Raw genomic sequence first — 22,778 nt, 5'->3', positions numbered from 1 at the left:
CCGAAGCAGGTCAGCGGATGACGGGCAGTCCGGCGTCCCGCAGGATGCGCCGCAACACTGCCCGTTCGGTCAGCTCGGCCCATCCCCAGCGCACCACGGTGAAGCCCTCGGCACGCAGGTGGTCCTCACGAATCTTCTCCTCGTAGACCACCTCGCCGGGACTCCGGCCGCGCAGGTACTCCTCCTTGAGATATTTGCCCTTCCCGTCGAATTCCCCGATCACCATGAACGCCAGCCACTCGTGGTCGGTGAAGTACCAGCCGCCGCGGGGGTTGGGATGCCGGGTCTGCAGGGCCGGGTCGGGAAAGCCCAGCTCGAAGATCGAGACCCGGCTCAGCGACTCCCCAGGGTTGGCCGCGTTCGGGCGGGCAAAGTCGATGGCCCGCTGCGCCCTGACCAGCCCACGCGCCGAGACGACCCTGGCCAGTGCCTCGGACAGCTCCTCGGCGTAAACGAGTACCCGAGGGTCCGCGCGGTCCGGGTTGAGTGCGTGGTCGAGCGCCACGACGGCATCCGCGAAGCTCACGGTTCTGGCGAGGTCGAGCAGGGTGCGCGCCGGGCTGGTCACGAGCACTCCGTCGATCTCGACGATCTCCTCCCACTCGAACTCGGAACGGTGCACCAGCACCCCGTTCTTGCTGCGTGCGTGCGACGCCGGCCTCGCAAGCACATGCACGGCGTGCGGCCACGGACTGCCAAGCGGGATTCCCCACAGTGCCGCCGCTGACTGGTGGCTGACCACGGGATCGTATTTCCGGGTCTCCACGACGGCCCGGATCCGGTCCAGGTATCTCTGCCCGGGGTCGATGCTCCGCCAGCGCTCAGCCGTCGTGAAGACGCCACGCCTGAGCCGGGTGGCCGAGCCGAGGTCGACCTCCCGCCGGGCGAGCCTCGCGTCGGTGTCGCTCACGCCGATCTTCTTCACGAGGAACAGGCCTGTTTCTGGGTCCAGCCGGTCAATGGTCATGGCTGGAGCGTCACATCCGACGCTCTGGAACAACGGAATCTACCGCCGCCTGTGCACAATCGCGCCGCCGGTACCCTGTGGAGGCCGGGCCCCCGCCCACGGGGTCGCCTACTTCTGTTGCCGAAGCGGACATTTGCGCCCGGCGCACCGGACGCAAATGTCCGATCGGGCAACAGTTAGCTCGAGGCGGAGCGGGACAGGCGCAGGGCGCGGCCGACTAGGCCCAGCGCCAGCCAGCCGAACGCGGCGACGACCCCCGGCCAGGGCAGGGTCAGGGCCAGGAGCAGGCAGCCGGCCACGCCCAGGTACTGCACCCAGCGGGGCAGCCAGCGCTGCTCGGCCGGCTGCCGCAGGGCGGCCAGGTGGGCGATCGCGTAGTAGACCAGCACCGCACAGGCCGAGAAGCCCACCAGCCGGGCGGCATCCAGCAGCAGCACGCCGAGCACCGCGACCAGGCCCATGGCCACCTCCGCCGACACCGGTGTGTTCAGGGTGGGCGACACGCGGCCGAGTGCGCCCGGCAGGTCGCCGCCCCTCGCCATCGCCAGCCCGGTGCGGCTGAGTCCGGCCAGGATGCCCGCCAACGAGCCCAGGCAAGCGATGGCCGCCAGCACCCGGACGATGCCGGTCCATGGCTCCGCACCGCCGACGAGGTCGGCCAGCGGCGAGACTGAGGCCGCCAGGCCCGCTGGTCCGAGCACGAGCACGCAGAGCACTCCGATCACCGCGTAGACCACCAGGGTGACGCCGAGGGCGGCCACGATCGCTCGCGGCAGGGTGCGGCGGGGGTTCCGTACTTCCTCCCCCAGCGTGGCCATGCGGGCGTAGCCGGCGAACGCGAAGAAGAGCAGGCCGGCCGACTGCAGGATGCCCGCCCCGCCGCCGGCCAGCAGCGACCCGGTGTCGAAGGACGCCGTGAGCGACCCGCCGGCGAGACCGGCAGCCACCACGACCACCAGCACGAGCAGCCCGCCGAGCACCAGGAACACCACCGCCGCGCTGAGCCTGGCGGTGCTCCGCACACCGGCCAGGTTGACGGCTCCGAGCACCAGGATCGCCAACACGGCCACCGGCCGGGCTTGCTCGGGCCACAGATAGCCGCCCAGGATCGAGGCGATGGCCGCGGCCGAAGCGGTCTTGCCGGCCAGGAACAACCAGCCGGCGGAGAACCCCCACCACGGGCCGAGGGTCGCCCGCCCGAACACATAGACTCCCCCGGACACCGGATGGCTCATCGACAGCTGCGCCGAGCTCAGGGCATTGAGCGAGGCGACCAGCCCCGCCAGGACCAGCCCGATCAGCAGACCGGAGCCGGCGGCGGCCGCCGCGGGCACCCACACGTAGAACACCCCGGCGCCGATCATCGCGGCCAGGCCCAGCACCATCGCCCCGACGGTACCGAGGTGCCGCTGGAGGGCACCCTGGCCCTCCCGCCGATCCGTAGCGTGCATGCGGCAAGGATACGGCCGCAAGGTGAACCGCAGGCATCCGCGATCGGGCACCCTCAATCCGGCGCGATCTGATTTACTGGAGGGCACTCATGAGCGATTTTCACCCCGAACTTTCCGGTTACGAACCGACGGACTCCTCCCGGCCCCTCCGCGGCCGGCGGATGGTGCTGCTCATGCGCATCACCGTGATCCTCGGCCTCGTCGCCCTGCTCGTGCCCGGCGTGCTCACCACCATGAGCATCGCTTCGGCCACGGCCGCCAGGGCCTGCGCCGCGGCGGTGACGCGCTACTACCCGCTCTCCGAGGGCATCGACGCCAGGTTCGAGCTGGTCGGGGCGGGCGGCTTCGGCTGGCAGTGTTACGCCATCGACCAGAACGAACGCCAGACTTTCGTCATGCCGCTGGGCATCATCCCGGGCCCGTTCCGCCCGCCGGCCGCCGGCGTCACGACCTAGTCCGACGAAAGGCGCCCGATGGGACCCACCTTCACCTTCACGACGGCACTGTGGAACATCGAGAGCATGAACGCGTGGGTGTTCGTCTCGCTGCCCGCTGACCAGTCCGACGAGATCCGGGAGCTCACCGACGGACTGCGGGTCGGCTTCGGCTCCCAGCGAGTGCGGGTCGCCATCAACGACTCCAGGTGGGCCACCTCGATCTTCCCCGAGAGCGCCACCGGCCGGTTTGTTCTACCGGTGAAGAAGGCCATCCGCCAGGCCGAAAAGATCGACGTGGGCGACACGGCGACGGTCACCGTCGAACTCGTGCTCTGAAACGCGACAAGGCCGGCCCCGAAACGGGACCGGCCAACCGCGAACGTGCTGAGTGCGAGCCTTACGCGGCGCCCTCGAACATCGATGTGACGGATCCCTCGTCGAAGACCTCGTGGATGGCGCGCGCCAGCAGCGGCGCGATCGGCAGCACGGTCAGCGTGGGGAAACGCTTGTCCTCGGGGATCGGAAGGGTGTCGGTGACGACGACTTCCTGGATGGCGTCGTTCTGCAGCAGCTCAAGCGCGGGCGGGCTGAAGACGGCGTGTGTTGCGGCGACGACGACACCGATGGCGCCGGCGGCCATGAGCGCCTCCGCGGCCTGCACGATGGTGCGGCCGGTGTCGATCAGGTCGTCGACGATCAGGCAGACCCGGCCCTTGACCTCTCCGACGATCTCGTGAACGGTGATCTGGTTGGGTACCAGGGGGTCGCGGCGCTTGTGGATGATCGCCAGCGGGGCGCCGAGCTTGTCGCTCCAGATGTCGGCGACGCGCACGCGGCCCATGTCCGGCGACACGATGGTGAGAGTGGACGGGTCCAGCTTGGCCCGGAAGTGCTCGAGCAGCACCGGCATGGCGAAGAGGTGGTCGACGGGGCCGTCGAAGAAGCCCTGGATCTGGGCGGCGTGCAGGTCGACCGACATGATGCGGTCGGCGCCGGCCACCTTGAACAGGTCGGCGACGAGGCGGGCGGAGATCGGCTCGCGACCGCGACCCTTCTTGTCCTGACGGGCGTACGGGTAGAACGGCGCGACCACGGTGATCCGCTTGGCCGACGCACGCTTGAGCGCATCCACCATGATCAGCTGTTCCATCAACCACTCGTTGATGGGGTTGGTGTGCGACTGGATGACGAACGCGTCGGCACCGCGCACACTCTCGTCGAACCTGGCGTAGATCTCGCCGTTGGCGAAGGTACGCGCGTCGGTGGGGATCAGCTCCGAACCAAGTTCTGCGGCGATGTCGATCGCGAGTTGTGGGTGTGCTCGCCCCGAGATGAGCACCAATTTCTTCTCGCCGCTGCTCTTGATTCCAGGCACCTAGTCTCCGCTCTGTGACGCGGCTGTCGCCGCATCTGTTCCCGGCCGGTTGGTCTCTACCCAACCGACCATATTGCGTTGCGGAGCCACGTTGATCGCGAGCGCCCCGGCCTGCACGTCCTTACGGACCACAGTTCCGGCGCCCGTGTAGGCTCCGTCACCGATTCTAATCGGCGCGACGAACACGTTGTGCGACCCGGTGCGCACATGGGACCCGATCACCGACGGGTTCTTGGTCACGCCGTCGTAGTTCGCAAAGATCGTGCCGGCACCGATGTTGGAGTGCACCCCGACCGTGGCGTCGCCGACGTAGCTGAGGTGCGGCACCTTGCTGCCCTCGCCGATGACGGCGTTCTTGGTCTCCACGAAGGTGCCGATCTTGCCGTCGGCGCCGAGCCAGGTGCCCGGCCGCAAGTAGGCGAACGGGCCGACGGTGGCGCCGGCGCCGATCACCGCGAGAGTGCCGTCGGTGCGCTTGACCGTGGCTCCCTCGCCGATCTCGCAGTCGAGCAGGGTGGTGTCCGGGCCGACGATTGCTCCGGTGGCCACCGTGGTGGAACCGAGGATCTGGGTGCCCGGCAGCAGGGTCACGTCGTTCGCGAGCGTGGCCTTGAGGTCGATCCAGGTGGTGGCCGGGTCCTGCACGGTCACACCGGCCAGCTGCCAGCCCCGCACGATGACGGCGTTGAGCTTGGCGGCGGTGTCGCTGAGCTGGGCCCTGTCGTTGATGCCTGCAACGAGCCAGGCATCCGCCACCGGCACGGCACGCACCTCTGACCCGGCGGCGCGCAGCAGACCGATCACGTCGGTGAGGTACTTCTCGCCCTGCACGTTGTCGGTGGTGAGTCTGGCCAGCTGGTCGCGCAGTTCGGACAGGCCGAAGATGTACACGCCGGCGTTGATCTCGTCGACGGCGCGCTCGTCGTCGTTGGCGTCCTTGTGTTCCACGATCCGGTCGAAGCCGCCATCGTCGCTGCGGATGATGCGGCCGTAGCCGGTGACGTCGGTCGGGAACGCCGACAGCACGGTGGCGGACACCTCGGCACGTTCGCGGTGCGCCTCGATGAAGTTCGCCAGGGTCGCGGCGTTCAGCAGCGGCACGTCACCGCTGATCACGAGCACGTCACCGTCGAAGTCGGCGGGCAGCGCGGCGACGGCCTGCTCCACGGCACGACCGGTTCCGGGGATCTCGTCCTGATCGACGAGCAGGCTCTCCGGCAGGTCGAGGGCGACGAGCTCGGCCAGGCGCTCACGCTCGTGCCGGAGCACCGTGATCACGTGCGCGGCATCCAGGGCACGGGCCGTGGCCAGCACATGGCTGATGAGCGGCAGTCCGGCGAGCGGATGCATGAGCTTGGGCAGGCTGGACTTCATGCGGGTGCCCTGGCCGGCGGCCAGCACGATGATAGCGAGGCGGGAATCGGTCACTGTGGTCCTCTCAACTGTGCTCTCACACATGAGCTCCGCCGCCAGGACTCGAACCTAGACCTAACAGCTCCAAAGGCTGTCGTGCTGCCATTACACCACGGCGGATTGCGTCGGCTCGGGGCCGGGCAACGGAGTCAAGTCTGCCAGATGCGCGGACGCCCCGCGTCATCCGCGGTTTCCGGGGTCGACGAAAACCGGATAATGGACGGATGCCTGCTCATGACGAAGTCGACCGGATCGTTGATGCCTGGTTGCGGGAGCGCCCCGACCTGGATTTCGCGCCCCTTCAGGTGTTCTCCCGCGTCGCCCGGCTGAGTAAGCATCTGGACCGTGCCCGCCGCACCGCGTTCTCGCGGTCGGAGCTGGACTCCTGGGAATTCGACGTGCTGTCGGCGCTCCGCCGGGCCGGCGCCCCGTTCGAGCTGAGCCCGAAGCTGCTGCTGCAGCAGACCCTGGTGTCCAGCGGAACCATGACCAACCGTATCGACAGGCTGGTCGAACGGGGCCTGGTCACCCGCCGCACCGACCCCAACGACGGCCGCGGCATCTTTGTGGGCATGACCGCCGGCGGATTGACCCGGGTGGATGCCGCGATCACCCGTCTGGTCGACGCCGAGGCGGCCCTTCTCGCCAGCCTGCCCTCAGCCGACCAGGAGCGCCTCGCCGCCCTCCTGCGCAAGCTCAGCCTCGACTTCGACTGAGCCCACGCCGGCTATCCGAACCGGCCGTTGACGTAGTCCGCCGTGCGGCTGTCGATCGGGTCGCCGAACATCAGGTCGGTCGGCCCGTGCTCGACGATCCCGCCGGGGGTGCCTTGGGCGGCGAGGAAGAACGCGCAGTTCTGGGAGACCCGCTGGGCCTGCTGCATGTTGTGGGTGACGATGACGATCGTGACCTCGTGGGCCAGCTCGAGCATGGTCTCCTCGATCACCCGGGTCGACGTGGGGTCCAGGGCCGAGCACGGTTCGTCCATCAGCAGGATCCGAGGGGTCACCGCGAGGGACCTGGCAATACACAGACGCTGCTGCTGCCCGCCGGACAGCCTGCCGCCGGGGGCACGCAACCGGTCCCGAACCTCGGTCCACAGCCCGGCCTTGGTCAGGCAGCTCTCGACCAGATAGTCCTTCTCGTCGTTCGAGGCACGGACGCCGGTGAGGGTGAGCCCGGCAATGACGTTGTCGTAGATCGACATGGCCGGAAACGGGTTGGGCTTCTGGAAAACCATGCCGATGTGCTTGCGGGCGTCGACGAGTTTGCGTTCCGGATCGTAAATGTCCTCTCCGTCGAGCAGCACCTCGCCGGCCAGGCTCGCTGACGGCACGAGCTCGTGCATCCGGTTCAGGATGCGCAGGAATGTCGACTTTCCGCAGCCGGATGGGCCGATCAGGGAGGTGATGACGCCCGCCGGCATGGTCAGGTTCACCCTGTCGAGCACCTGCCGCTCACCGAACCAGGCGGACACATTGCGCCCCTCCAGTGTGGCCAGCGGTCGCGGCTCTAGCGCGATGGTCAGCCCGGCGGTCGGGGTTCGTGTGCCCAGGCGGGTCGGAAAGGCGAAGCCGCGGGACCGGCGCGCCCGACGGTCGGGCTGAGCTCGGTCGTCCGGGTGAGCGGGGCGAGGGGCCGTCGTCACGGCCGGCAGCACCTGCGTCAGCTCGGCATCCTGGGTGGACTGGGTCATGAGGACTCGTTTCGTTCGCTAGAGCAGGTTGGGGAGGAGTCGCACGGCCTGATCGGCGACGAAGAGCCCACCGACTGCGACGATCGGGATGAAAACCGTCCAGGCCTTCTGCAGGCCGACGCGGCGGAAGGACCAGATCATCGCCAGTTCGATCAGGAGGAAGAATTGGAGAGCGAAGGCCAGCGCCCACACCGTCGTGGTGTCGGTTGCCAGTTCTTTGTGCGACGCCGGCAGAGTGAGATAGCTGGTCTGGCGGATGCCCGCCGGCTGCGTCTCGCTCGTCAGAACGGCATCCACCCTGGCCACGCCGCCCGGCACGAAGGCCGCCCCGCGCGCGGTCTCGAGAATCAGCCGGCTCTCCCCCGCGGCCAGCGGGGTCGGTGCCGGATCTCCGGCGTAGCGCACCCCGATCACTTCGAAGGTCTGCTCGCCCTGGCCGGTGAGCACGGTGAACACCTGGCCGGGCGCCAATTCCTGGATGCGCGCGAACGGCCCGCCGTACGCGGCGGCCCGGCCCATGACCACGCTGATGCCGGCCTGGCCGGGCAGCACAGTGTCGCGGCGGTGCCCGGGACCCAGGCGGGTGGTCCCGGAATCGGAGCCCTCGACAATAACCTCGTGCACGCCGAGCGAGGGGATGTCGATGATCGCGAGAGGGGCGCCGTCCGCCAGGAGCACCTTGTCAACGGTTCCCTCGCTCACCGGCGCCGTTCCCTGGGCCAGTTCCACCCGCAGCGTGTCGGTGAGCTGCTGCTGGGAGACGAGGTGCTGCAGGTTTCCCAACACCGTGAGGTTGGCGAGGAAGCCGAAGATCAACGCGGCGACGATCGCCAGGATGGTCCGCAGCAGCAGGTCAGCCGGGGTGAGGACAAGCACGGTCGGCGGTGCCGGCATGCGGCGCGGCGGTTTCGGCGGCTGGCGCGGGCGCCATCCCCTGGGCGGCTGTGATCCGACGGGCGTTGGAGCGTCAGGTTGTTCGTATGACGGCTCAGGAGCCCGGCCCGGCTTCCAGCCGCGCGGCGGCCTGGTCAGGGTCACGATGCGGTTTCCGCGACGCTGACGGGAAAGAGCCTCTTGGTGAGGAGCGCATAGCGAGCGGCAACGGACAGGCCGACGACCAGAGCGGCTACCAGCAGTACGAAGTACGGCGGAACCAGAAGCAGTGCGTCCCGGGTGACCGGAGTCAGCGCGGTGCCGTCGACACTGTCCGGCGGGGTCAGGGTCACGTGGCTGTTGAAGACGCTCCACTGGCTCACATCGGTGAAGGTCGTGGTGACGGTGCGGGTTTCACCACCGGGCAGGTCGGTGAGCGAGGAGTCATCCGCGGCACGGATTTCTAGGCCGACGGCGTTGTCCACCCAGAACCGGAGGGACGAGCTGATCGGATTGTCGGTGAGGTTTTTCACCGTGAACGTGAGCACGATGTCCCCGCCGTCGGGACCCGCGGTCGGGTGTGCGGTCGCGGTGAGCCCGCTCACGGCGAGGACGCCGGCCATGACGACGGGGTCCGTTCCCAGCGCCTCCGTGGCCGCGGATCCCACCGGGGTCACCTGCGTGGTCAGGGACGCGACGGGCGCAGCGGGCCTGGTGCTCGCCCGAGTCGTGGCTGCCGGGCTGGGCGCTGAGGTGGAGCCGAGGACACTGACCGTGAGGCTCACCCCATCCGGGTCTTCGTTCGCCTGGGCGCTGACGGCGAGTCCCATCAGGCCGATCACGGGCACCAGCGCGCAGAGCGCCACGATCAGGAGGTGACGCACGGTGTGGGAGATGAGCACAGTCAAGTTAGTCTGGTCCGGTTTTCTCTGAGCTGTTGGTCGAGCAAACTACAAGCAAACGCGCGGGGAAGAAATGGCGGCGCACGCTCGAATGATCTGCCTCGGAATGGATGAGATCTGGAAGGAGCGGCTAGGCCGTGGCTTCCTCGCGGGCTTTGCGGCGGGCCTCAGCCTCCGTGTAAGCGATCCAGGCCGTGGCGCGAGCCGAATCCCTGGAACGACTCAGTCGCACGACGAGCAGGACGAACCCGGCAAGGACCAGCACGATCACGAAGGCCCACGGCACCACGAACAGATCGCTGCTGCGCTGGGCGGAAGGCAGGAGCCCCGGCGGCAGGGCATCTTCGTCGACCGTGGCTGCGAGGGAAACCTGCGGGTTGAGGTAGACCCACGGGCCCACTCCCGGCACGACGATGGTGACGGTGCGGGAGCTGCCGGGGAGCATCTCGGGGATCGGCGTCCGGATCAGGTCAGACAGAGGGATGCCGAAGATGCCGCGCACCTGGGCGACGGTGTTGGCGCCCAGCGAGACGTTTCCGGTGTTCTGCAGGCTGATGGTGAGTGAGGTTTCGCCGGCGAACGGATTCAGCTCACCGCGGTAGGACGAGGAGATGCTGCTGATGGTGAGACCGGGCTGGAGTTCCCCCTTCACCCTGGCGTAGAGCCGGATGGCGACCCGGCGGTCGACCGACACCTGGCCGGCCGGCGAGAGGGCGGAGACGATGATGCCGCCGGCGTGGTCGCCGGGTTGGGCGTCGGCGGGCACGGTTACCGTGAACGGGATGATCTGGGAGCCGCCGGGTTCCAGCGTGACCTCGACCTTGCTCGCGCCGTCGTCGAAGCTGACCCAGTGCCCGACATCGACGGTCTCCACCCCGCCGTCGAGCAGGGAAAAACTGCCGTCGTCAGCGTTGAAGGCGTCGGTGGCGTAGACGGTGACGGCCTGCGCGGTGGTGCCGGTGTTCTGCACCAGGTATTCATCTGCCACCTGCTGGCCGGGGTCGACCTGATAGCTGTAGCGCGAACGGGTCTGGTCGACGCTGCCGTTGGCCGCCGGGGATCCGGCGATACCGTCTGAGTCATCCGCCCAGGCGCCGGCGGCACCGAGGCCCACGGTAAGTCCCAGGGTGACGAGCAAACCCGACGAGACGAGGGCGAGACGGCGGGAGCGGGTGCGGCGGTTAGTCACGGTCAGCGACCTCTTTTCTGGCGGAAGGTACGGGGTGAGGAGGGGAGGGACGGCGTCAGACACCGCCCCTCCCCCGTCATTCAGGTGCTGATTACTTCGAGACGACCGTCAGGGTCATGGTCGACGTGTAGGTACCCGCCGCCTTCGCCTGGGGAGCGACAAAGGTCAGGCCGGCGTTCAACACGCTGGCGCCGACGGTGTTGCCTGCCGCCGCGGCGGCGAAAGCCGCCGGGTAGGAGGCAGAACCGGCGACCTGCGCGGCGGCGGCGGTGACACCCGTCGCCGTGGTACCGGTCGCGGTGACCGACGGCGCAACGCCGAGCTGGGTCTTGCCGATGATGCTGGTTGTGTCCGCGGAGTTCACGAAGTCAGCGACATTGGCAGTCAGGTCCCAGCCGTTGAGCGTCAGGACACGACCGTCGTTCACCGTAACGGCACCGAGGGTACCGGTGGTGGTCGACTTGTTGTTCACCAGCGACGGGGTGCCGAAGGTCGCCGCAGCGCCCGCCGGAACCGTCAGCGCCAGCACGCCGTTGGTGGCACCGACGACAGTCGGTGCCAGGGCGATCGTTCCGGAGGTGCCCTCAGGGGCAGGGTCGGTCGGGTCGGTCGGGTCGGTCGGCGTGCCGCCTTCGACCGCCGCAGCGCGCCAGACACCGGTGCCGGGGTCGACCGTGATGGTGCGGTAGAAGGCGCCAACAACGGTCACACCGTTGTTGATGGTGCACGCGACACCCAGGCTGTAGGTTCCGCCGGCGGCCTTTGCGGCGGCCTGGCCGGGCAGACCGTCGATCAGGGTTTCCGGGGTGAGCGGGGCCAGCAGGACTCCCAGGTCCACCGACGGGTCGAACCCGCCCGACGAGGATGCGGTCCAGTTGAGCACGGTGCGCTCTTGGCCGACGGCCGAGAGGAACTGGTTGGCGCTCTCCGAACCGGCCGGGCACATCAGGTGCACACTCGGGTCGGTTTCGGAGGGCGATGAGACGACGGTCTCATCCCAGCCCATGGAGTGTCCGGCGGGGACGAGCTCGGCGGTGTTTCCATCCCAGATGTACAGCGGCGCGTCACTGGCTGGTGCTTCGGCAGCCGAGGCGGCGGTCGCCGAGGCGGCGAGGATGGCGAGGGTCACGACGCCGACGGCGGCGACCCTGGATTTCCTATTCAGATACATTTCAGGTCCTTTTCAAGTTGGTCAGTGCGTGGACTGCGGGACGGACTAGGCGGACTTCAGGACGCGGAAGACCGTGGTGCTCGCCGGGGCGAGCATTCCGAACTTCTTCTTCACCGAGCCGGGCTGGCTGGCAAGCACCGAAGCCGAGTTGGTGAGGCTCGCGGCCTTCGTCGGGTCGATGAGCGTGGCCAGCTTCGCGTCGTACTTAGCGTTGGTCGGGTCGACCCGGGCGAACTCCACGACAAGGTAGGTGTCCCGGCCCCAGGTGGTGTTGGCGTAGTACGGGGCATTAGGTACCATGGCGGCGCCTGTTCCGGTTACCGGCGCGACGCCGGCAATGAGCGACCCGAGGGTACCGGTGCCGCGCTTGTCGTAGCTGGCGCCTGTGTTCATCGACACCCACCGGGACACCGACATGGGCATGACCGAGTTGGCGACCAAACTGGTGGCGTCGTGTTCCTGGCCTTCGACGACGCAGCCGCCTTCGGCCACGGTGAGCATCGCGGTCTCGGAAGAGCCGATCTTCGAAAGCCAGTCCTTGCGGGTTCCTGAACCGGACTGCGGAACGATGGGCGTGATGGTCGCCCCGCCGATCTGGGTGAGGGAGCACTCGTACAGGCTCTTCATCTGCGGGCCGGTGAGAGCGCCGATGCTGGCGGCGGCGCCCTGGTACGCGTACGCGAAAGCGTCCCGGCCGAAGGGCACGTACAACAGTTCACCAGCGTTGTTTGAGGCACCGGCGCTGGAGGAACGTGCGATGTCAACCTGACCGGTGATGGTCACGTTGGCGGGGCCGCCCGGCGTTGCAGAGGTGAACGGTGCGCCGTCGATCGAGCGGCTGAGGGCCTTGACGCCATCACCGGAACCGTTCGGACGGCCGAAGCGGACCCCAGAAGACTTCGTCGTGATGTACGACGAGCCCGTCGCATCGAACGAACCGAGCGACGACCCTCCGGCGCTGACCCGCACGGTGGAGCCGGTGATACGCGTGCCGTTCACAAGCGCACCGACCACATCTTCGAGAGTGTCTGAGCCGACGATGGAATAACTGTTGGCGACCGGCTCGGCGTGAGCGGGTGCGGCGAGGGCAATACCGGACAGGGTAACTCCGACAGTCGCGCATAGCGCGATAGCCTTCTTCGAAATCACTGTGATGCCTTTCGGATGTGGTGCAACGACGCGGATCCAGGCGGATCCACGGTTCCCGACGTGCGAGCAGGGACCGCGACCCCTGGCCATACCGTCAAGTTCTTGTGAGCGCATCAGAGTTGTCTCCTTCTGATACGCGAGATCATGGGGACCGCTCCGGCTGCGAAAAGCCCGGACAGCAGGCCGGCCGGCACTGCCATGGCCACTGGCCCGACGTTGGGGTCGGCGGGGGTCGCCGTGCCAAGCAATGGGCCGGCGACGGCACCCGTCGCTGTGGGGTCGGTGGCGGAAAGCGTCTGTGACACGACCACGGCCGGCACATTGGCGGCCGGGGTCACCGAAGCCGGAGTGACCGCTGCGGGCGCCGATGACCTCGGTGCCGTTGCGGCCACGGGCTTGGGAACGACGAGGTTCACATCGATTCCCTTCTCGATCACCGTTGCCGCCACGAGCGCCTGGTCGACCCAGCTCGTGGGCAAGGGCGCATAGCCGGCGGGCAGCTGGCCGAGTTCGGAACCGAGGACCTGGCCGTCCGTCGCGGCGTAACGGATGAGGTTCGCGAATTTCGCGCGCTGGGTGGCATCCGTCTGCAGCGGGTTGATCGCCGCATAGACCGGCATGGTCAGTGGATAGGCCGTCGTGGCTGCCTGAGCCGCGCTTGAGGAGGGGTCGAACTCGAGGACTTGTGCCTGCTTCTGCGTCGGCGACATGGCCGCGGCCGCGGCCAGCATGGAGTCGGTGCCCAACGCCACGAACGAGCCCGCCGGGTTCAGAAGGGACGCAGTGACGTTCTGGTAGCGCGCGGCGGACGCCGCCGTGCTGAGGCCGATCACACCCTGCTCGCCGACCAGGGCACGGGAAGTCTTCAGGTATTTCGGCGGGGTGCTGGTGGAGTCCCAGCCTCCGAGCTGCAGGCCGTCGCCGCGCAGGGTGAGGTAGGCCCCGTTCTCGAAGTCAGAGGTGTACGGACGCCACGTCACCAGGTTCACCGCGCCCACGCCGTTGGACCCCGTCGTTGTCGCCTTCTCGACAGGGTCGGCCTTGGGGAAGTTGTCGCGCGGCAGGGCGAGCGCCGTGCCGGTCGGGTTCACATCGGCGCTAGTCGAGTACCACGGGTTGACGATCATCCCCCACGGATCCGGAGTGCCCTGCAGGAAGGCCACTGCCTCGTCGTCCGCCATAACGTAGCGCCAGAGCTGGGTGGCAAGATCAGAGCGCCCTGCCGGTGCCAAGGCATCGGACAACGACACGCTGTTGAGGTCCTGGGAAGCCCATTCAGGGTCATTGATCTCGAGGAAATCTGGGTCGCGGGTAATGTTGCGCGCGTTGTCACCGGGTTCGGCAAAGCTTGTGTAGCCGATGTGGGTGAGATCCGCGCCGGGCGGTAGAGCCGAGATGTATGACGCTGTCAGAAGCTTCGCGATCAGGCGCGGGGTCAGTTTGAGCGACGTGAAAGCCTGCGTCTCCCGGTCCTTGTATGCCTGGTCGATCTCCTCGACGGGCATCACCCGCCGGTCGACCGCGAAGGACACAGTCACGCCGGAGATCCCGACAGGGGCGTATTGCAACGGATCCGTGGTTGTCGTCTCCGCGGGGAAGGACGTCAATGCGAGCGGGCTGGGACTTGTGCCGCTGGCCTTGGCTAGGACGTCGGCCTCGTTGCCGGTGCTCAGCACGAACGCCGATCCTGTCGTGCCCGCGCAGAGGTTCGGCTGCCACGAGGAGATGGCGCCGGCGATGAGTTCGCTGCCTCCGAGCTGGGACTCCGCGCTTCCGATTTCACAGCGCACACCGACGGGCTTGAAGTCGAGCTTGACTGCGACGTGGTGCTGCCAGGCATCCCAGAACAGTCCAGGTTTCGTGATCTCCGTCACACCCGAGTCGCCGGTTCCGCGGGGGATGATGACCAGCCAGCAGGACTGGCCCGTGGTGTCCTGGTCGGCCACGATCAGGGGCTGGCCGCAGCCGAGACCGGGCGACTGCATCGACGTCTGCACCTCGAACTTGACCGAGCCGTTGCCGGCGTCATCTGACCCGGCCCACTTCACCTCGTTCGAGGTGTACTCGGTGAAGAATTGGTGCTTGTTCACATCGATGGTGGTGTCGTGCACCAGCTCCCCCTTGGCGTTCTTGACCACAGAAGCCACGGTCTCGCCACTGACGGCTCGGAAGGGGATGGACGTGTACGGCGGGTTCGCGAATCCAGCTCCTGCCGTCGTGTACTGCTCGTCTTCAGGTGCGATGTGCGGTGCCAAGCCCTCAACCGGCTCCTCGAGGTTGGCATCGACGTTGGCGTCGCGGCCCGCGTTGGGGAAGGCGCCGTATTGGCAGGTGGTGCGGTCGGGATGCCCTGGGTTGTCCTTGTCTTCGCCCCAGCACTGCGCGATCTGCAGGAAGTTCTCGCCGCCGACGTTGCCCTGTGGCCGCACCGACTTCTTGCCGCCGGTCCAGCTCACCAGGATGCCCTCCGACACGAGGTCAGCGGTTTTGGAGACGGTCACGGCGAGATCGGGAAACGGTGCCCCGGCCGGGTCGAGCTCGTAGTCAGCGGCGGTCACGGTGACGGCACTGGAGTTGTCGGCCACGGCGGGGATGGGGGCCAGGGAGGTGAGCGCGGCAACGCCGACGCCGACGAGAAGGCCCACGACGATGCCGCCGGCACCGGCCCGGGTCCAGAGCGAGGTCTTCACGGTTGTGTGGCGGCTCATTTGAGGCCGTCCTTGCCGCCGCGCGGAGCCAAGCGTCGCCAGAAGACCGGCGGCAGCACTGCCGCCGCCACCAGGAGGGTCGCGGCCAGGAGCATCAAGGATTGCTGTGTCCCCCAGCCTTCGTCGGCCAGCGCGAAGGGCGTGGCGACGGCAGCACCGGCCAGGGTCGACCCGGCTGCCCCGCCGGAGATCAGGGCGCCGTTTGCGTCGTACACCGCTGCCGCACCCGTCGAAGCGGCGGCAGCGCCGCCGGTCGCGGCGGCCGCCGCCGCGGCGGTCTCCGTGGTTCCACCGGTGGCGCTACCGCCGGTTCCCGAGCCGGAGACCGGGGTCTCCGCCGGGGCGCCGGCGGTCCCGGTGGTGCACTGGTTGGGGCCGACCTTGTCGCAGTCCTGCGGTTGAGCGGCGGTGAGGGCGAGCTGGTTGCTCGACGGTGAATCCCCTGGTTTGAAGGTGGGGTTGTTGCACTTATTGATGTCCACACCCGTCGTGTCCGCCCCCGGGATGCGCTTGATCTGGTCGAACCCGGCGAGGACGAGGTTCATCGGCAGGGGCGAGTAGCCGAGGTCGGCGGCCTGCTGCTGACCCTCGCAGAGCATGTAGTTGGCGAAAGCTCCGAGCGTGGTTCCCTTCTTGGCCGTGAACACCCCGCCGACCTCGGTGGGCACGATCATGTAGGAGTAGCTCGACAGGGCATACGTGCGCGGGTCTGCACTGTTGAAGACGCCGTCGAGCACCTGGGTGAGATAGTTCGGGCCGGGTGTCTGGTCGATCTGGGCCGTCAGCAGGGCCACTGCCACGGAGTTGGCCGTGGGTTCAACGTAGTAGCCGGCCTGGTTGAGCACCTTCGCCACGGGGAAGCCGGATTCGAGGGCGTAGGAGTACTCGACGTAGGTGATGGCGCCTTCGCCGTAGTCCTGGCTGACGTAGCCGGCCACTCCCGATGAGCCGCTCTGGGCCTTGGCGTTTCCGAAGGTGGGGTATTGCGAGGTCAGGCCACAGGGTGAGGTGCGTCCAACGGAGGCGCAGAACTCGTTCCACAGTGCCGGATGCTGCTTGGACATCCAGAGGCTGAACTGGGCGGTGGAGCCGGAGCCGTCCGAACGCACGACGGGCACGATGCCCTTGTCCGGCATGGCAAGACCGGGGTTGTCTGCCTGGATGGCCGGGTCGTTCCAGTTGGTGATGCCGCCGGTGAAGATCTTCGTGATGACCTCGCCGCTCAGGCGCAGGTTGGATACCCGCACCCCGTTGATCTTGAGGTTGTACATGAACGACGTGCCGCCGGCCACGATGGGCATGTACGCGTAGCCCCTGGTGGGTGACTCTGGAACCGACCCGTCTTCGGGAGCGAGCTGGAACGGGATCTCGCTGACAGCGAAGTCGACGTTGCCGGCGACGAAGTCGCGGCGGCCGGCCGAAGACCCCACACCGGAGTAATTCACCGTCATGCCGTAGTTGCCGGCCACGTTCTTGCGCCACTGATCGAGAGCGTTCTGCGACCAGGTGGAACCGGTGCCCGTGATCGGGTCATAGCTGGCGGCCTGCGCCGGAAGCACCGTCGTCACACTCACGAGCGCAATGGCGAACAGGGCGAAAAGGGTGCGGATCGTACGGATCCACCGGGTCTTGGGCGTCACGAGGACGACTCCTTTGTATTCGGGTCGGTCAGGTTCGGGTCGGTCAGGTTCGGGTTTGTCGGGTTCGGGTCCGTCAGCGACCGGTGGCGCCGGTCGCCCTGGAGCGTGATGCGCTGCAGGTCACGCAACGAGGCCGCCACCACCCGCTGCTGTTGGCGGCGCGTCAGGTCGCCCGGGCCGCGCCCACCGATCAGCCTGGCGATGGCGAACAGGGCGAGCACCAGCAGGATCAGCACCGCCGCCGCCCCGAAGCCGCGGGCGATCATGTTGGGCTCCGGCGACTTGACGAAGTCGAACACCTGGAGTGGTAGCGAGATCATCGGGCCCTCGAACGGGTTGAGGTTGACGACCGCGGTCACGCCGCTGGTGAGCAGGACCGGGCTGGTCTCACCGATTCCCCGTGCGGTGCCCAGGATCACGGCCGTGGCCAGCCCGGGCCGGGCCGTGGGCAGCACAACGTGCCAGATGGTGCGCCAACGGGTCGAGCCCAGGGCATATGCGGCCTCGCGCAGGTTGCCGGCCACCAGGCGCAGCACGATGTCGGAGGCACGGATGACGATGGGCAGCATCATCACCGTGATCGCCATCGCTGCGGCGAAACCCGACCGCTGGTGGGTGATCAGCACGATGATCGCCGAGTAGACGAAGAGGCCGGCCACGATCGAGGGCAGCGCGGTCATGGCATCCGAAATCGTGCGCACGAACCGGGCGAACCGGCCGCCGACCTCGTTGAGGAAGAGCGCGGTGAGGATGCCCAACGGAACCGTGATGATCAGCGCCATGCCGATCTGCATCAGGGTGCCGAGGATTGCGTGCAGGATGCCACCGACGTCGAGCCCGTCGAGGGGGCCGGCCAGCTCCATGCTCTCGGTGAAGAAGTTGAGGTGGGGCAACGCCTCCTGCCCGCGCACCAGGGTGAAGGCCACGACGAAGACCAGGGCACCGAAGAGCACAACACCGGCGCTGGAGAGCAACACGGCCATCACCCGGTCCTTCACCTCCTGGAAGTCAGCGGTGAAGCTCACCAGCAGCGCGTAGAAGCCGATGAAGGAGAGGAAGGCGACAATCGTCCATCCGACGCCGCCGGACAGCGGCGTGACCCAACCGAAGATCAGGGTGGCCAGGGCCATGGCTGCGGCGGCGGCGCCCAACACGTTGAAGCGGTCACCCACCCGCGCCGAGCGCACCCGGCGGCGTGGACCGATCGCGATTCCGTCGGGCGACGGGATGTGGGTGCTGCGCGCAGCCGGGGTGAGGGTGGTCTCTGTCAGTGTCATGGTCAGTCGCTCTCTGCCCCTGAGCGGGACCTGGCCACAATGGAGGAGGCTGTGAAGTTGATGACCAGGGTCAGCAGGAACAGCACCAGACCGGCCGCCATCAGCGCGGAGAGGCCGAAGGCACTCGATTCGCCGTAGCGCAGGGCGATGAGCGCCGACACCGAATTGCTACCGGTCTTGAGCAGCTGCCAGTTGATGGTGAAGATCGGCGAGATGATCATGTAGACGGCGATGGTTTCGCCCAGGGCCCGGCCGAGGCCGAGCATGGTGCCGCCGATAATGCCGCCGCGTCCGAAGGGAAGGACGACGGCCTGGATCATGCCCCAGCGGGTCGACCCGAGGGCGAACGCCGCCTCGCGTTCCCCGATCGGGGCCTGGGAGAAGGCCTCGCGCATGACCGAAGTCTGGGTGGGCACCACCATCAGCCCGACGACGATGCCGGCGATGAACGCCGAGGAGGTGAAGGCGCTGGCGTCGGTGAGGGCATCACCGGACGCATCCGAGACCCTGAAGAACGGGATCCAGCCGAAGTAGGTCGAGATCCAGCTGGCCACCGGGATGACGTTGGCTTGCAGGAAGAAGACTCCCCAGAGCCCGAAGACCACGCTCGGCACGGCGGCCATCAGGTCGACGAGGGTGACCAGGGTGGACCGCAACCGGCCCTGGGCGACCTCGGAGATGAGCAGCGCGGTGCCCAGCGCGAGCGGCACCGCGACACACATGGCGATGAGGGCGATCGTGATGGTGCCGAAGAGCACAGAGGCGATGCCGAAGGACTGGGACTCCGGTGACCATTCCTGTTCGGTGAGGAACGAGAAGCCCGCGACGCCGAGGGCGTCAGAGGCCCGGATCGAGAGGAAGACCCCCACGGCGAGCATGATCGCGACGGTGATGCCACCGGCGGCGAACGCCACCGAACGGAACACGGAGTCCGACACCGACGGCCGGGACACCAGCGTGCGCCGACGTTCCTTCTCGAAGGGGAACGCTTCGGTGTCCGGCGCGGGGCGCGCAGACAGAGAAGCATTGATCGTGCGTGGCATGGGTGTCCTCGGGAGCGACAGGGGGGAAACGTGGGCGGGGCCGTGCGGGCCGGGTAAGCGGCCGCACGTCCGAAACACATGTTTGGGTTGCCGGGTGAATTCGCGGAGTCGGTTTCGCTACCGAGCCATGGACACGGTGTGTTGACTTGGCGCCGGTCGACGTTCAGGGCGACGGAGCCGGTGGTGCGCTGTTCGTGGGCGTGGTGCTCGGGCCCGGCGACGACGACGGCGTGGGCGTCGGATGGACCGGGGCCGCGGCGGCCACGGTGATCGTCACGCTCGTTCCGAGGCGCAGCACCGCTGCCGTGTCCGGATGGCTCGCGAGCACCGTGCCAGGCACCGTATCCCCGTCGACGCGGGTCTCGACGACGGCGACGAACCCCGCGTTCTGCAGGGCGGCCACAGCCTCAGCCGAGGCAAGCCCGACGGTGGCGGGAACGCTGTTCGAGCCGGACGCCACCACCAGGTCGACGGTGTCCCCCGCGTTCAGCCACGACCCTGGCCCCGGCTCAAGGGCGAGAACGGTGTCGCCGGTCCGCACCGAATCCGCCGGTGTCAGGCTGCCCAGACGGAGACCGGCGGCCTCGAGGGCAGCGCGGGCCTCGCCGAGCGGCATGATGGTGAGCTCGGGCACCTGGACCGATGGGGATGAGGCCTCCACCGGCGCTGGGGGTGCCGACGACATGTCGGTGCTGACCTCCACAGCGGTCGCCGATGGCGTGCTGCTCACGGCCACGAACGACCGGGCAGAGCCACCGGCGGCCGCCACCCAGCCGGCCGCGATCACCCCCGCGACGAGCACCAGGGCGACCCAGCCGCCCGCCCGCCCTCCGCCCGGTCGCCGGCGTCCGGGCCGAGGCACGGCGGGCAATCCGGCCGCCGAACCGGTGGCCGACCCGTTCGTCGCCCCACCCGGCGGACGTTGCGCGGTGCGCGGCAGCACGGTGGTGCGGCCGGGGTCGGTGACGGCGTGTGGCAGCCCGTCAACCCGGCGGTCGAACCGGCGAGTGCGGTCGTCGCCGACACCGGTAGCCGCTGGCGCGGGCGGCGTCAGGGCCAGAATGGCGTTCCGCATCTCAGCCGCGGAGGCGAACCTGTCCTCCCGGTGCTTGAGGAGCGCCCGCACCACGATCCGGTCGACGCCCCGGGGGATGCCGGCCCGTGCCACCGACGGAACCGGTGGCGGTGCGAGCGCGTGCGCGCGCATCACCGCGGCCACGGTGTCGCGGACATAGGGCGCCTCCCCGGTCAGCGCGAAGTACAACACCCCGCCCAGCTGGTAGAGGTCACCGCGCTCGTCGACGGGAACACCGGCGGCCTGCTCGGGTGAGAGGTAGTTGACACTGCCCAGAACGCCGACGGGCCGGTCCTCGTCGGCATCCGGATCGTGGCCTTCTGCCGGTTCGCTGCCCAGCACGTCCGACCCGACCGCCGCCCGGCCGGCCGCATCCGCCAGGCCGAAGTCGAGCAGTCGGACGCCAGCCAGATCGAGTCGGCCATCGCCGCCGGGGGCGATCATGATGTTCGCCGGTGATACGTCGCGGTGGATCAGCCCGGCGGCGTGGGCGGCGGCCAGCGCCTGCAGCACGGCTAGACCGACCGTGAGGGCATCCGGGACCGGAAGCGGGCCGGTGCGGCCGACGTGCTCGGCGAGGCTCTCGCCCGGTGCGAGATCCAGGGCGATCCAGGCGAGCGGCTCGGCGGCATCGTCGTGCACGCCCACGTCGAGGACGGCCACGATGTTCGGGTGCCGGACCCCGGCCGCCGCACGGGCCTCCCGGAAAAACGCCTCTCGGAGCCTCGGGGAGCTGGACAACACCGGATGCAGGATCTTGAGCGCGATGGTGTCGCCGGAACGGGTGTCGACGGCGGCGAAAACCGACGCGGATCCACCCGTGCCGAGCAGCGCACCCAGCCGGTAGCGCTCGGAGATCAGGCCGGCGACCGGGCCGGACAGCCGGTTCACGGCATCCGCGCTGCGTAGCCGTTCGCCGCCACGGCGACGGAATCGACGTAGCTCTCGACGTGGTTGTACGAGTAGACGGCCGCCCGCCAGGCCGTCGCGGCCGAGAGGTCGCCCGAGTCGCAGAGGTACCGGCCGGTCGCCAGCGCGGCGTCGTCGATCTGTTGGGGGTCGGCGGTTCCGTCGCCATTGCCGTCCGCACCCCACCGGTCCCAGGTGGCGGGGATGAATTGGAGCGGGCCGACGGCACGGTCGAATTCGGTATTGCCGTCCCAGCGGCCGGCGTCGGTGTCGACGAAGACGTCATACTCGGACCCGTCCAGCAGCGGCCCGTAGATCCCCGGCGCCGCGACGCCGTCCGCGCCGATCGCTGAGCCGTCGTGGCTGCCGTGGTCGGATTCGATCGATCCCAGCGCCGCGAGGGTAGTCCAGCCCAGGCGACAGCTGGGCTGTTCGCTAGCCAGCCGCAGTGCTGCGCCCGCGTACCCGAGCAGAGCCCGGTGCGGGATGCCGGTCGCCGATGCCGCCGCCCTGGCCCAGTCCGCCGACACCAGGCCGGCAGCGGGGACTCCGACCAGGACGGACGTGCCGACGGCCACGTTCCCCGGCTGGCCGACGGATGCCGTTGGCGCCGGGGCAGGCAGCAACACTGCCGGCGCAGCGGCACTGCTCGACTCGACCGCACTGCTCGACCAGTCCGTCCGGGACTCCCCTGGCCCTCCCACCGATTGCAGCAGGGCTCCCCCGACCAGCCAGGCCGTCAGGACCAGGAACAGGCCGAGGGGTACCCAGTCGGCCCAACGCCCGCGGGCGCTCACCAGACGCCGGCCAGTTCGGCGTCGCCACGGGGCCGGCGGGAACGGCGGGCTCCGGGCTCGACCATGCGCCGAGGATCGGCCGTCACCACCGCGCTGCGCAAGGCGGCCAGGGCGCCCGCGCAGGCATCCCGGCTGGCCGACGTTGTTCCGTACCACCGTCCACTCGTCATCACGGCGACGTCGTCGACGGTGACAACCCAGCCGTGAGTTCCGGATGCCGGCCCGGTCACGGCCCGCACGGCCATCCGGTCGACCCCCAGCTGCAACGCGAGCACGTGCGCCCGAGCCGTGGCGAAGGAGGAATACACGGAGGAACTGCGCCCCAACTCCCGGCTGTTCGACGCGAGGAGACGCCAGATCCCGGAGTGTGCCGACCAGGACCCGTCGGTGGCCGACGTGCCGCGCCCGCCGCCGCGCCGTGGAACCGGCACGATGCCGGCAATCCCGACCTCGCCCGATTGCAGGTGTTCCCTAAACGACAGCCAACCCTGCAATCGGGGGTCAGCGGCCGAGCTGAAGGCGCAAAAGATCACGCTGGCGCTCGTTGACACGCTGCTCCTCGAAACCCTGGATTGACTCGGTACGAGGACAAACCCAACGGGTGTCGGTGATGACAACGCTGACGTGGCCGGCCTCAGCGAGAACATTCGTGGGGCGAGGTGACCGTAACCGGTCAGTTGACTGAACGAGCGGTGTACGCTCCCTG

General features: G+C 68.5%; 20 protein-coding genes and 1 tRNA gene. 3 read left to right on the top strand and 18 right to left on the bottom strand.

The features are described from left to right. Window positions 1-10 precede the first annotated feature (10 nt). Window positions 11-967 (bottom strand): type IV toxin-antitoxin system AbiEi family antitoxin domain-containing protein, encoded by a 957-nt coding sequence (locus tag RCH12_RS05665; RefSeq protein ID WP_327016290.1) that lies wholly within the window; start codon window positions 965-967, stop codon window positions 11-13. Between the two features lie 176 nt (window positions 968-1,143). Beyond that, window positions 1,144-2,418: an APC family permease gene (locus tag RCH12_RS05660; RefSeq protein WP_327016289.1), complete on the bottom strand. Its 1,275-nt coding sequence runs from the start codon at window positions 2,416-2,418 to the stop codon at window positions 1,144-1,146. A gap of 89 nt (window positions 2,419-2,507) precedes the next feature. On the opposite strand from RCH12_RS05660, the gene RCH12_RS05655 reads away from it, so the two are divergent. Both RCH12_RS05655 and RCH12_RS05650 read left to right on the top strand, forming a co-directional pair. Then, complete coding sequence (locus RCH12_RS05655) at window positions 2,508-2,873, top strand: hypothetical protein (protein WP_103461591.1); 366 nt, start codon at window positions 2,508-2,510, stop codon at window positions 2,871-2,873. Between the two features lie 18 nt (window positions 2,874-2,891). After that, the gene (locus tag RCH12_RS05650; protein WP_327016288.1) at window positions 2,892-3,191 is read left to right on the top strand and encodes a DUF1905 domain-containing protein; all 300 of its coding nucleotides are present in this window, start codon (window positions 2,892-2,894) and stop codon (window positions 3,189-3,191) included. Window positions 3,192-3,252: 61 nt separating this feature from the next. Here the strand turns inward: RCH12_RS05650 and RCH12_RS05645 are convergent, their stop codons facing one another. The 3 genes from RCH12_RS05645 to RCH12_RS05635 form a co-directional block, all read right to left on the bottom strand. After that, window positions 3,253-4,230, bottom strand: a complete 978-nt coding sequence (locus tag RCH12_RS05645; protein ID WP_134479672.1) for a ribose-phosphate diphosphokinase — start codon at window positions 4,228-4,230, stop codon at window positions 3,253-3,255. Further along, window positions 4,231-5,688, bottom strand: a complete 1,458-nt coding sequence (glmU, locus tag RCH12_RS05640) for a bifunctional UDP-N-acetylglucosamine diphosphorylase/glucosamine-1-phosphate N-acetyltransferase GlmU (RefSeq protein ID WP_327016287.1) — start codon at window positions 5,686-5,688, stop codon at window positions 4,231-4,233. Between the two features lie 3 nt (window positions 5,689-5,691). Next, a tRNA-Gln gene (locus RCH12_RS05635) sits at window positions 5,692-5,763 on the bottom strand. A gap of 104 nt (window positions 5,764-5,867) precedes the next feature. On the opposite strand from RCH12_RS05635, the gene RCH12_RS05630 reads away from it, so the two are divergent. Beyond that, window positions 5,868-6,359 carry a MarR family winged helix-turn-helix transcriptional regulator gene (locus RCH12_RS05630; protein ID WP_088456734.1) on the top strand — a complete coding sequence of 164 codons (492 nt, stop codon included), beginning with the start codon at window positions 5,868-5,870 and terminating at the stop codon, window positions 6,357-6,359. Window positions 6,360-6,370: 11 nt separating this feature from the next. Here RCH12_RS05630 and RCH12_RS05625 read toward each other — a convergent pair whose 3' ends face one another. From RCH12_RS05625 to RCH12_RS05565, 13 genes are all read right to left on the bottom strand, one after another. Beyond that, window positions 6,371-7,339 carry a phosphate ABC transporter ATP-binding protein gene (locus tag RCH12_RS05625; protein WP_327016286.1) on the bottom strand — a complete coding sequence of 323 codons (969 nt, stop codon included), beginning with the start codon at window positions 7,337-7,339 and terminating at the stop codon, window positions 6,371-6,373. A gap of 18 nt (window positions 7,340-7,357) precedes the next feature. After that, window positions 7,358-8,233, bottom strand: a complete 876-nt coding sequence (locus RCH12_RS05620) for a sortase (RefSeq protein ID WP_327016285.1) — start codon at window positions 8,231-8,233, stop codon at window positions 7,358-7,360. Window positions 8,234-8,373: 140 nt separating this feature from the next. After that, complete coding sequence (locus tag RCH12_RS05615; protein WP_327016284.1) at window positions 8,374-9,114, bottom strand: hypothetical protein; 741 nt, start codon at window positions 9,112-9,114, stop codon at window positions 8,374-8,376. A 130-nt stretch (window positions 9,115-9,244) separates the two neighbouring features. Next, complete coding sequence (locus RCH12_RS05610) at window positions 9,245-10,303, bottom strand: WxL protein peptidoglycan domain-containing protein (RefSeq protein ID WP_327016283.1); 1,059 nt, start codon at window positions 10,301-10,303, stop codon at window positions 9,245-9,247. 91 nt (window positions 10,304-10,394) lie between these two features. After that, window positions 10,395-11,474, bottom strand: a complete 1,080-nt coding sequence (locus RCH12_RS05605; protein WP_327016282.1) for a hypothetical protein — start codon at window positions 11,472-11,474, stop codon at window positions 10,395-10,397. Window positions 11,475-11,519: 45 nt separating this feature from the next. Beyond that, window positions 11,520-12,623 carry a hypothetical protein gene (locus RCH12_RS05600; protein ID WP_327016281.1) on the bottom strand — a complete coding sequence of 368 codons (1,104 nt, stop codon included), beginning with the start codon at window positions 12,621-12,623 and terminating at the stop codon, window positions 11,520-11,522. Between the two features lie 113 nt (window positions 12,624-12,736). Continuing rightward, window positions 12,737-15,331, bottom strand: coding sequence for a hypothetical protein (locus RCH12_RS05595; protein ID WP_327016280.1), 2,595 nt, complete (start codon window positions 15,329-15,331; stop codon window positions 12,737-12,739). Next, a complete protein-coding gene (pstS, locus tag RCH12_RS05590) occupies window positions 15,328-16,971 on the bottom strand; it encodes a phosphate ABC transporter substrate-binding protein PstS (protein ID WP_327016279.1) in 1,644 nt (547 codons plus the stop codon). Before pstS ends, RCH12_RS05595 begins: the two co-directional genes overlap by 4 nt. Then, window positions 16,968-18,248 carry a phosphate ABC transporter permease PstA gene (pstA, locus tag RCH12_RS05585; protein ID WP_327016278.1) on the bottom strand — a complete coding sequence of 427 codons (1,281 nt, stop codon included), beginning with the start codon at window positions 18,246-18,248 and terminating at the stop codon, window positions 16,968-16,970. The genes pstS and pstA overlap by 4 nt, the downstream gene beginning before the upstream one ends. 2 nt (window positions 18,249-18,250) lie before the next feature. Then, window positions 18,251-19,291, bottom strand: coding sequence for a phosphate ABC transporter permease subunit PstC (gene pstC / locus RCH12_RS05580; RefSeq protein WP_088456742.1), 1,041 nt, complete (start codon window positions 19,289-19,291; stop codon window positions 18,251-18,253). Between the two features lie 163 nt (window positions 19,292-19,454). After that, window positions 19,455-21,257, bottom strand: coding sequence for a protein kinase domain-containing protein (locus RCH12_RS05575; protein WP_327016277.1), 1,803 nt, complete (start codon window positions 21,255-21,257; stop codon window positions 19,455-19,457). After that, window positions 21,254-22,072, bottom strand: a complete 819-nt coding sequence (locus RCH12_RS05570) for a lytic murein transglycosylase (RefSeq protein WP_103429577.1) — start codon at window positions 22,070-22,072, stop codon at window positions 21,254-21,256. Before RCH12_RS05570 ends, RCH12_RS05575 begins: the two co-directional genes overlap by 4 nt. Continuing rightward, on the bottom strand, window positions 22,069-22,623 hold the full coding sequence (locus RCH12_RS05565) for a hypothetical protein (protein ID WP_133163665.1): 555 nt from the start codon (window positions 22,621-22,623) through the stop codon (window positions 22,069-22,071). The genes RCH12_RS05570 and RCH12_RS05565 overlap by 4 nt, the downstream gene beginning before the upstream one ends. Between the last annotated feature and the right edge of the window lie 155 nt (window positions 22,624-22,778).

Origin of the sequence: Cryobacterium sp. MP_3.1 (genome assembly GCF_035984795.1) — a bacterium.
In the GTDB taxonomy this organism is placed as follows: domain Bacteria; phylum Actinomycetota; class Actinomycetes; order Actinomycetales; family Microbacteriaceae; genus Cryobacterium; species Cryobacterium zongtaii.
This window is presented reverse-complemented; position numbering and strand designations above follow the sequence as displayed.

Excerpts from the sequence above, each read along its gene's own strand:
- RCH12_RS05665 (WP_327016290.1), bottom strand. The coding sequence starts at position 967 with ATGACCATTGACCGGCTGGACCCAGAAACAGGCCTGTTCCTCGTGAAG.
- RCH12_RS05595 (WP_327016280.1), bottom strand. The coding sequence starts at position 15,331 with ATGAGCCGCCACACAACCGTGAAGACCTCGCTCTGGACCCGGGCCGGT.
- RCH12_RS05620 (WP_327016285.1), bottom strand. The coding sequence starts at position 8,233 with ATGCCGGCACCGCCGACCGTGCTTGTCCTCACCCCGGCTGACCTGCTG.
- pstC (WP_088456742.1), bottom strand. The coding sequence starts at position 19,291 with ATGCCACGCACGATCAATGCTTCTCTGTCTGCGCGCCCCGCGCCGGAC.
- RCH12_RS05605 (WP_327016282.1), bottom strand. The coding sequence starts at position 11,474 with ATGTATCTGAATAGGAAATCCAGGGTCGCCGCCGTCGGCGTCGTGACC.
- RCH12_RS05660 (WP_327016289.1), bottom strand. The coding sequence starts at position 2,418 with ATGCACGCTACGGATCGGCGGGAGGGCCAGGGTGCCCTCCAGCGGCAC.
- RCH12_RS05625 (WP_327016286.1), bottom strand. The coding sequence starts at position 7,339 with ATGACCCAGTCCACCCAGGATGCCGAGCTGACGCAGGTGCTGCCGGCC.
- RCH12_RS05630 (WP_088456734.1), top strand. The coding sequence starts at position 5,868 with ATGCCTGCTCATGACGAAGTCGACCGGATCGTTGATGCCTGGTTGCGG.
- RCH12_RS05650 (WP_327016288.1), top strand. The coding sequence starts at position 2,892 with ATGGGACCCACCTTCACCTTCACGACGGCACTGTGGAACATCGAGAGC.
- pstA (WP_327016278.1), bottom strand. The coding sequence starts at position 18,248 with ATGACACTGACAGAGACCACCCTCACCCCGGCTGCGCGCAGCACCCAC.
- glmU (WP_327016287.1), bottom strand. The coding sequence starts at position 5,688 with ATGTGTGAGAGCACAGTTGAGAGGACCACAGTGACCGATTCCCGCCTC.
- RCH12_RS05655 (WP_103461591.1), top strand. The coding sequence starts at position 2,508 with ATGAGCGATTTTCACCCCGAACTTTCCGGTTACGAACCGACGGACTCC.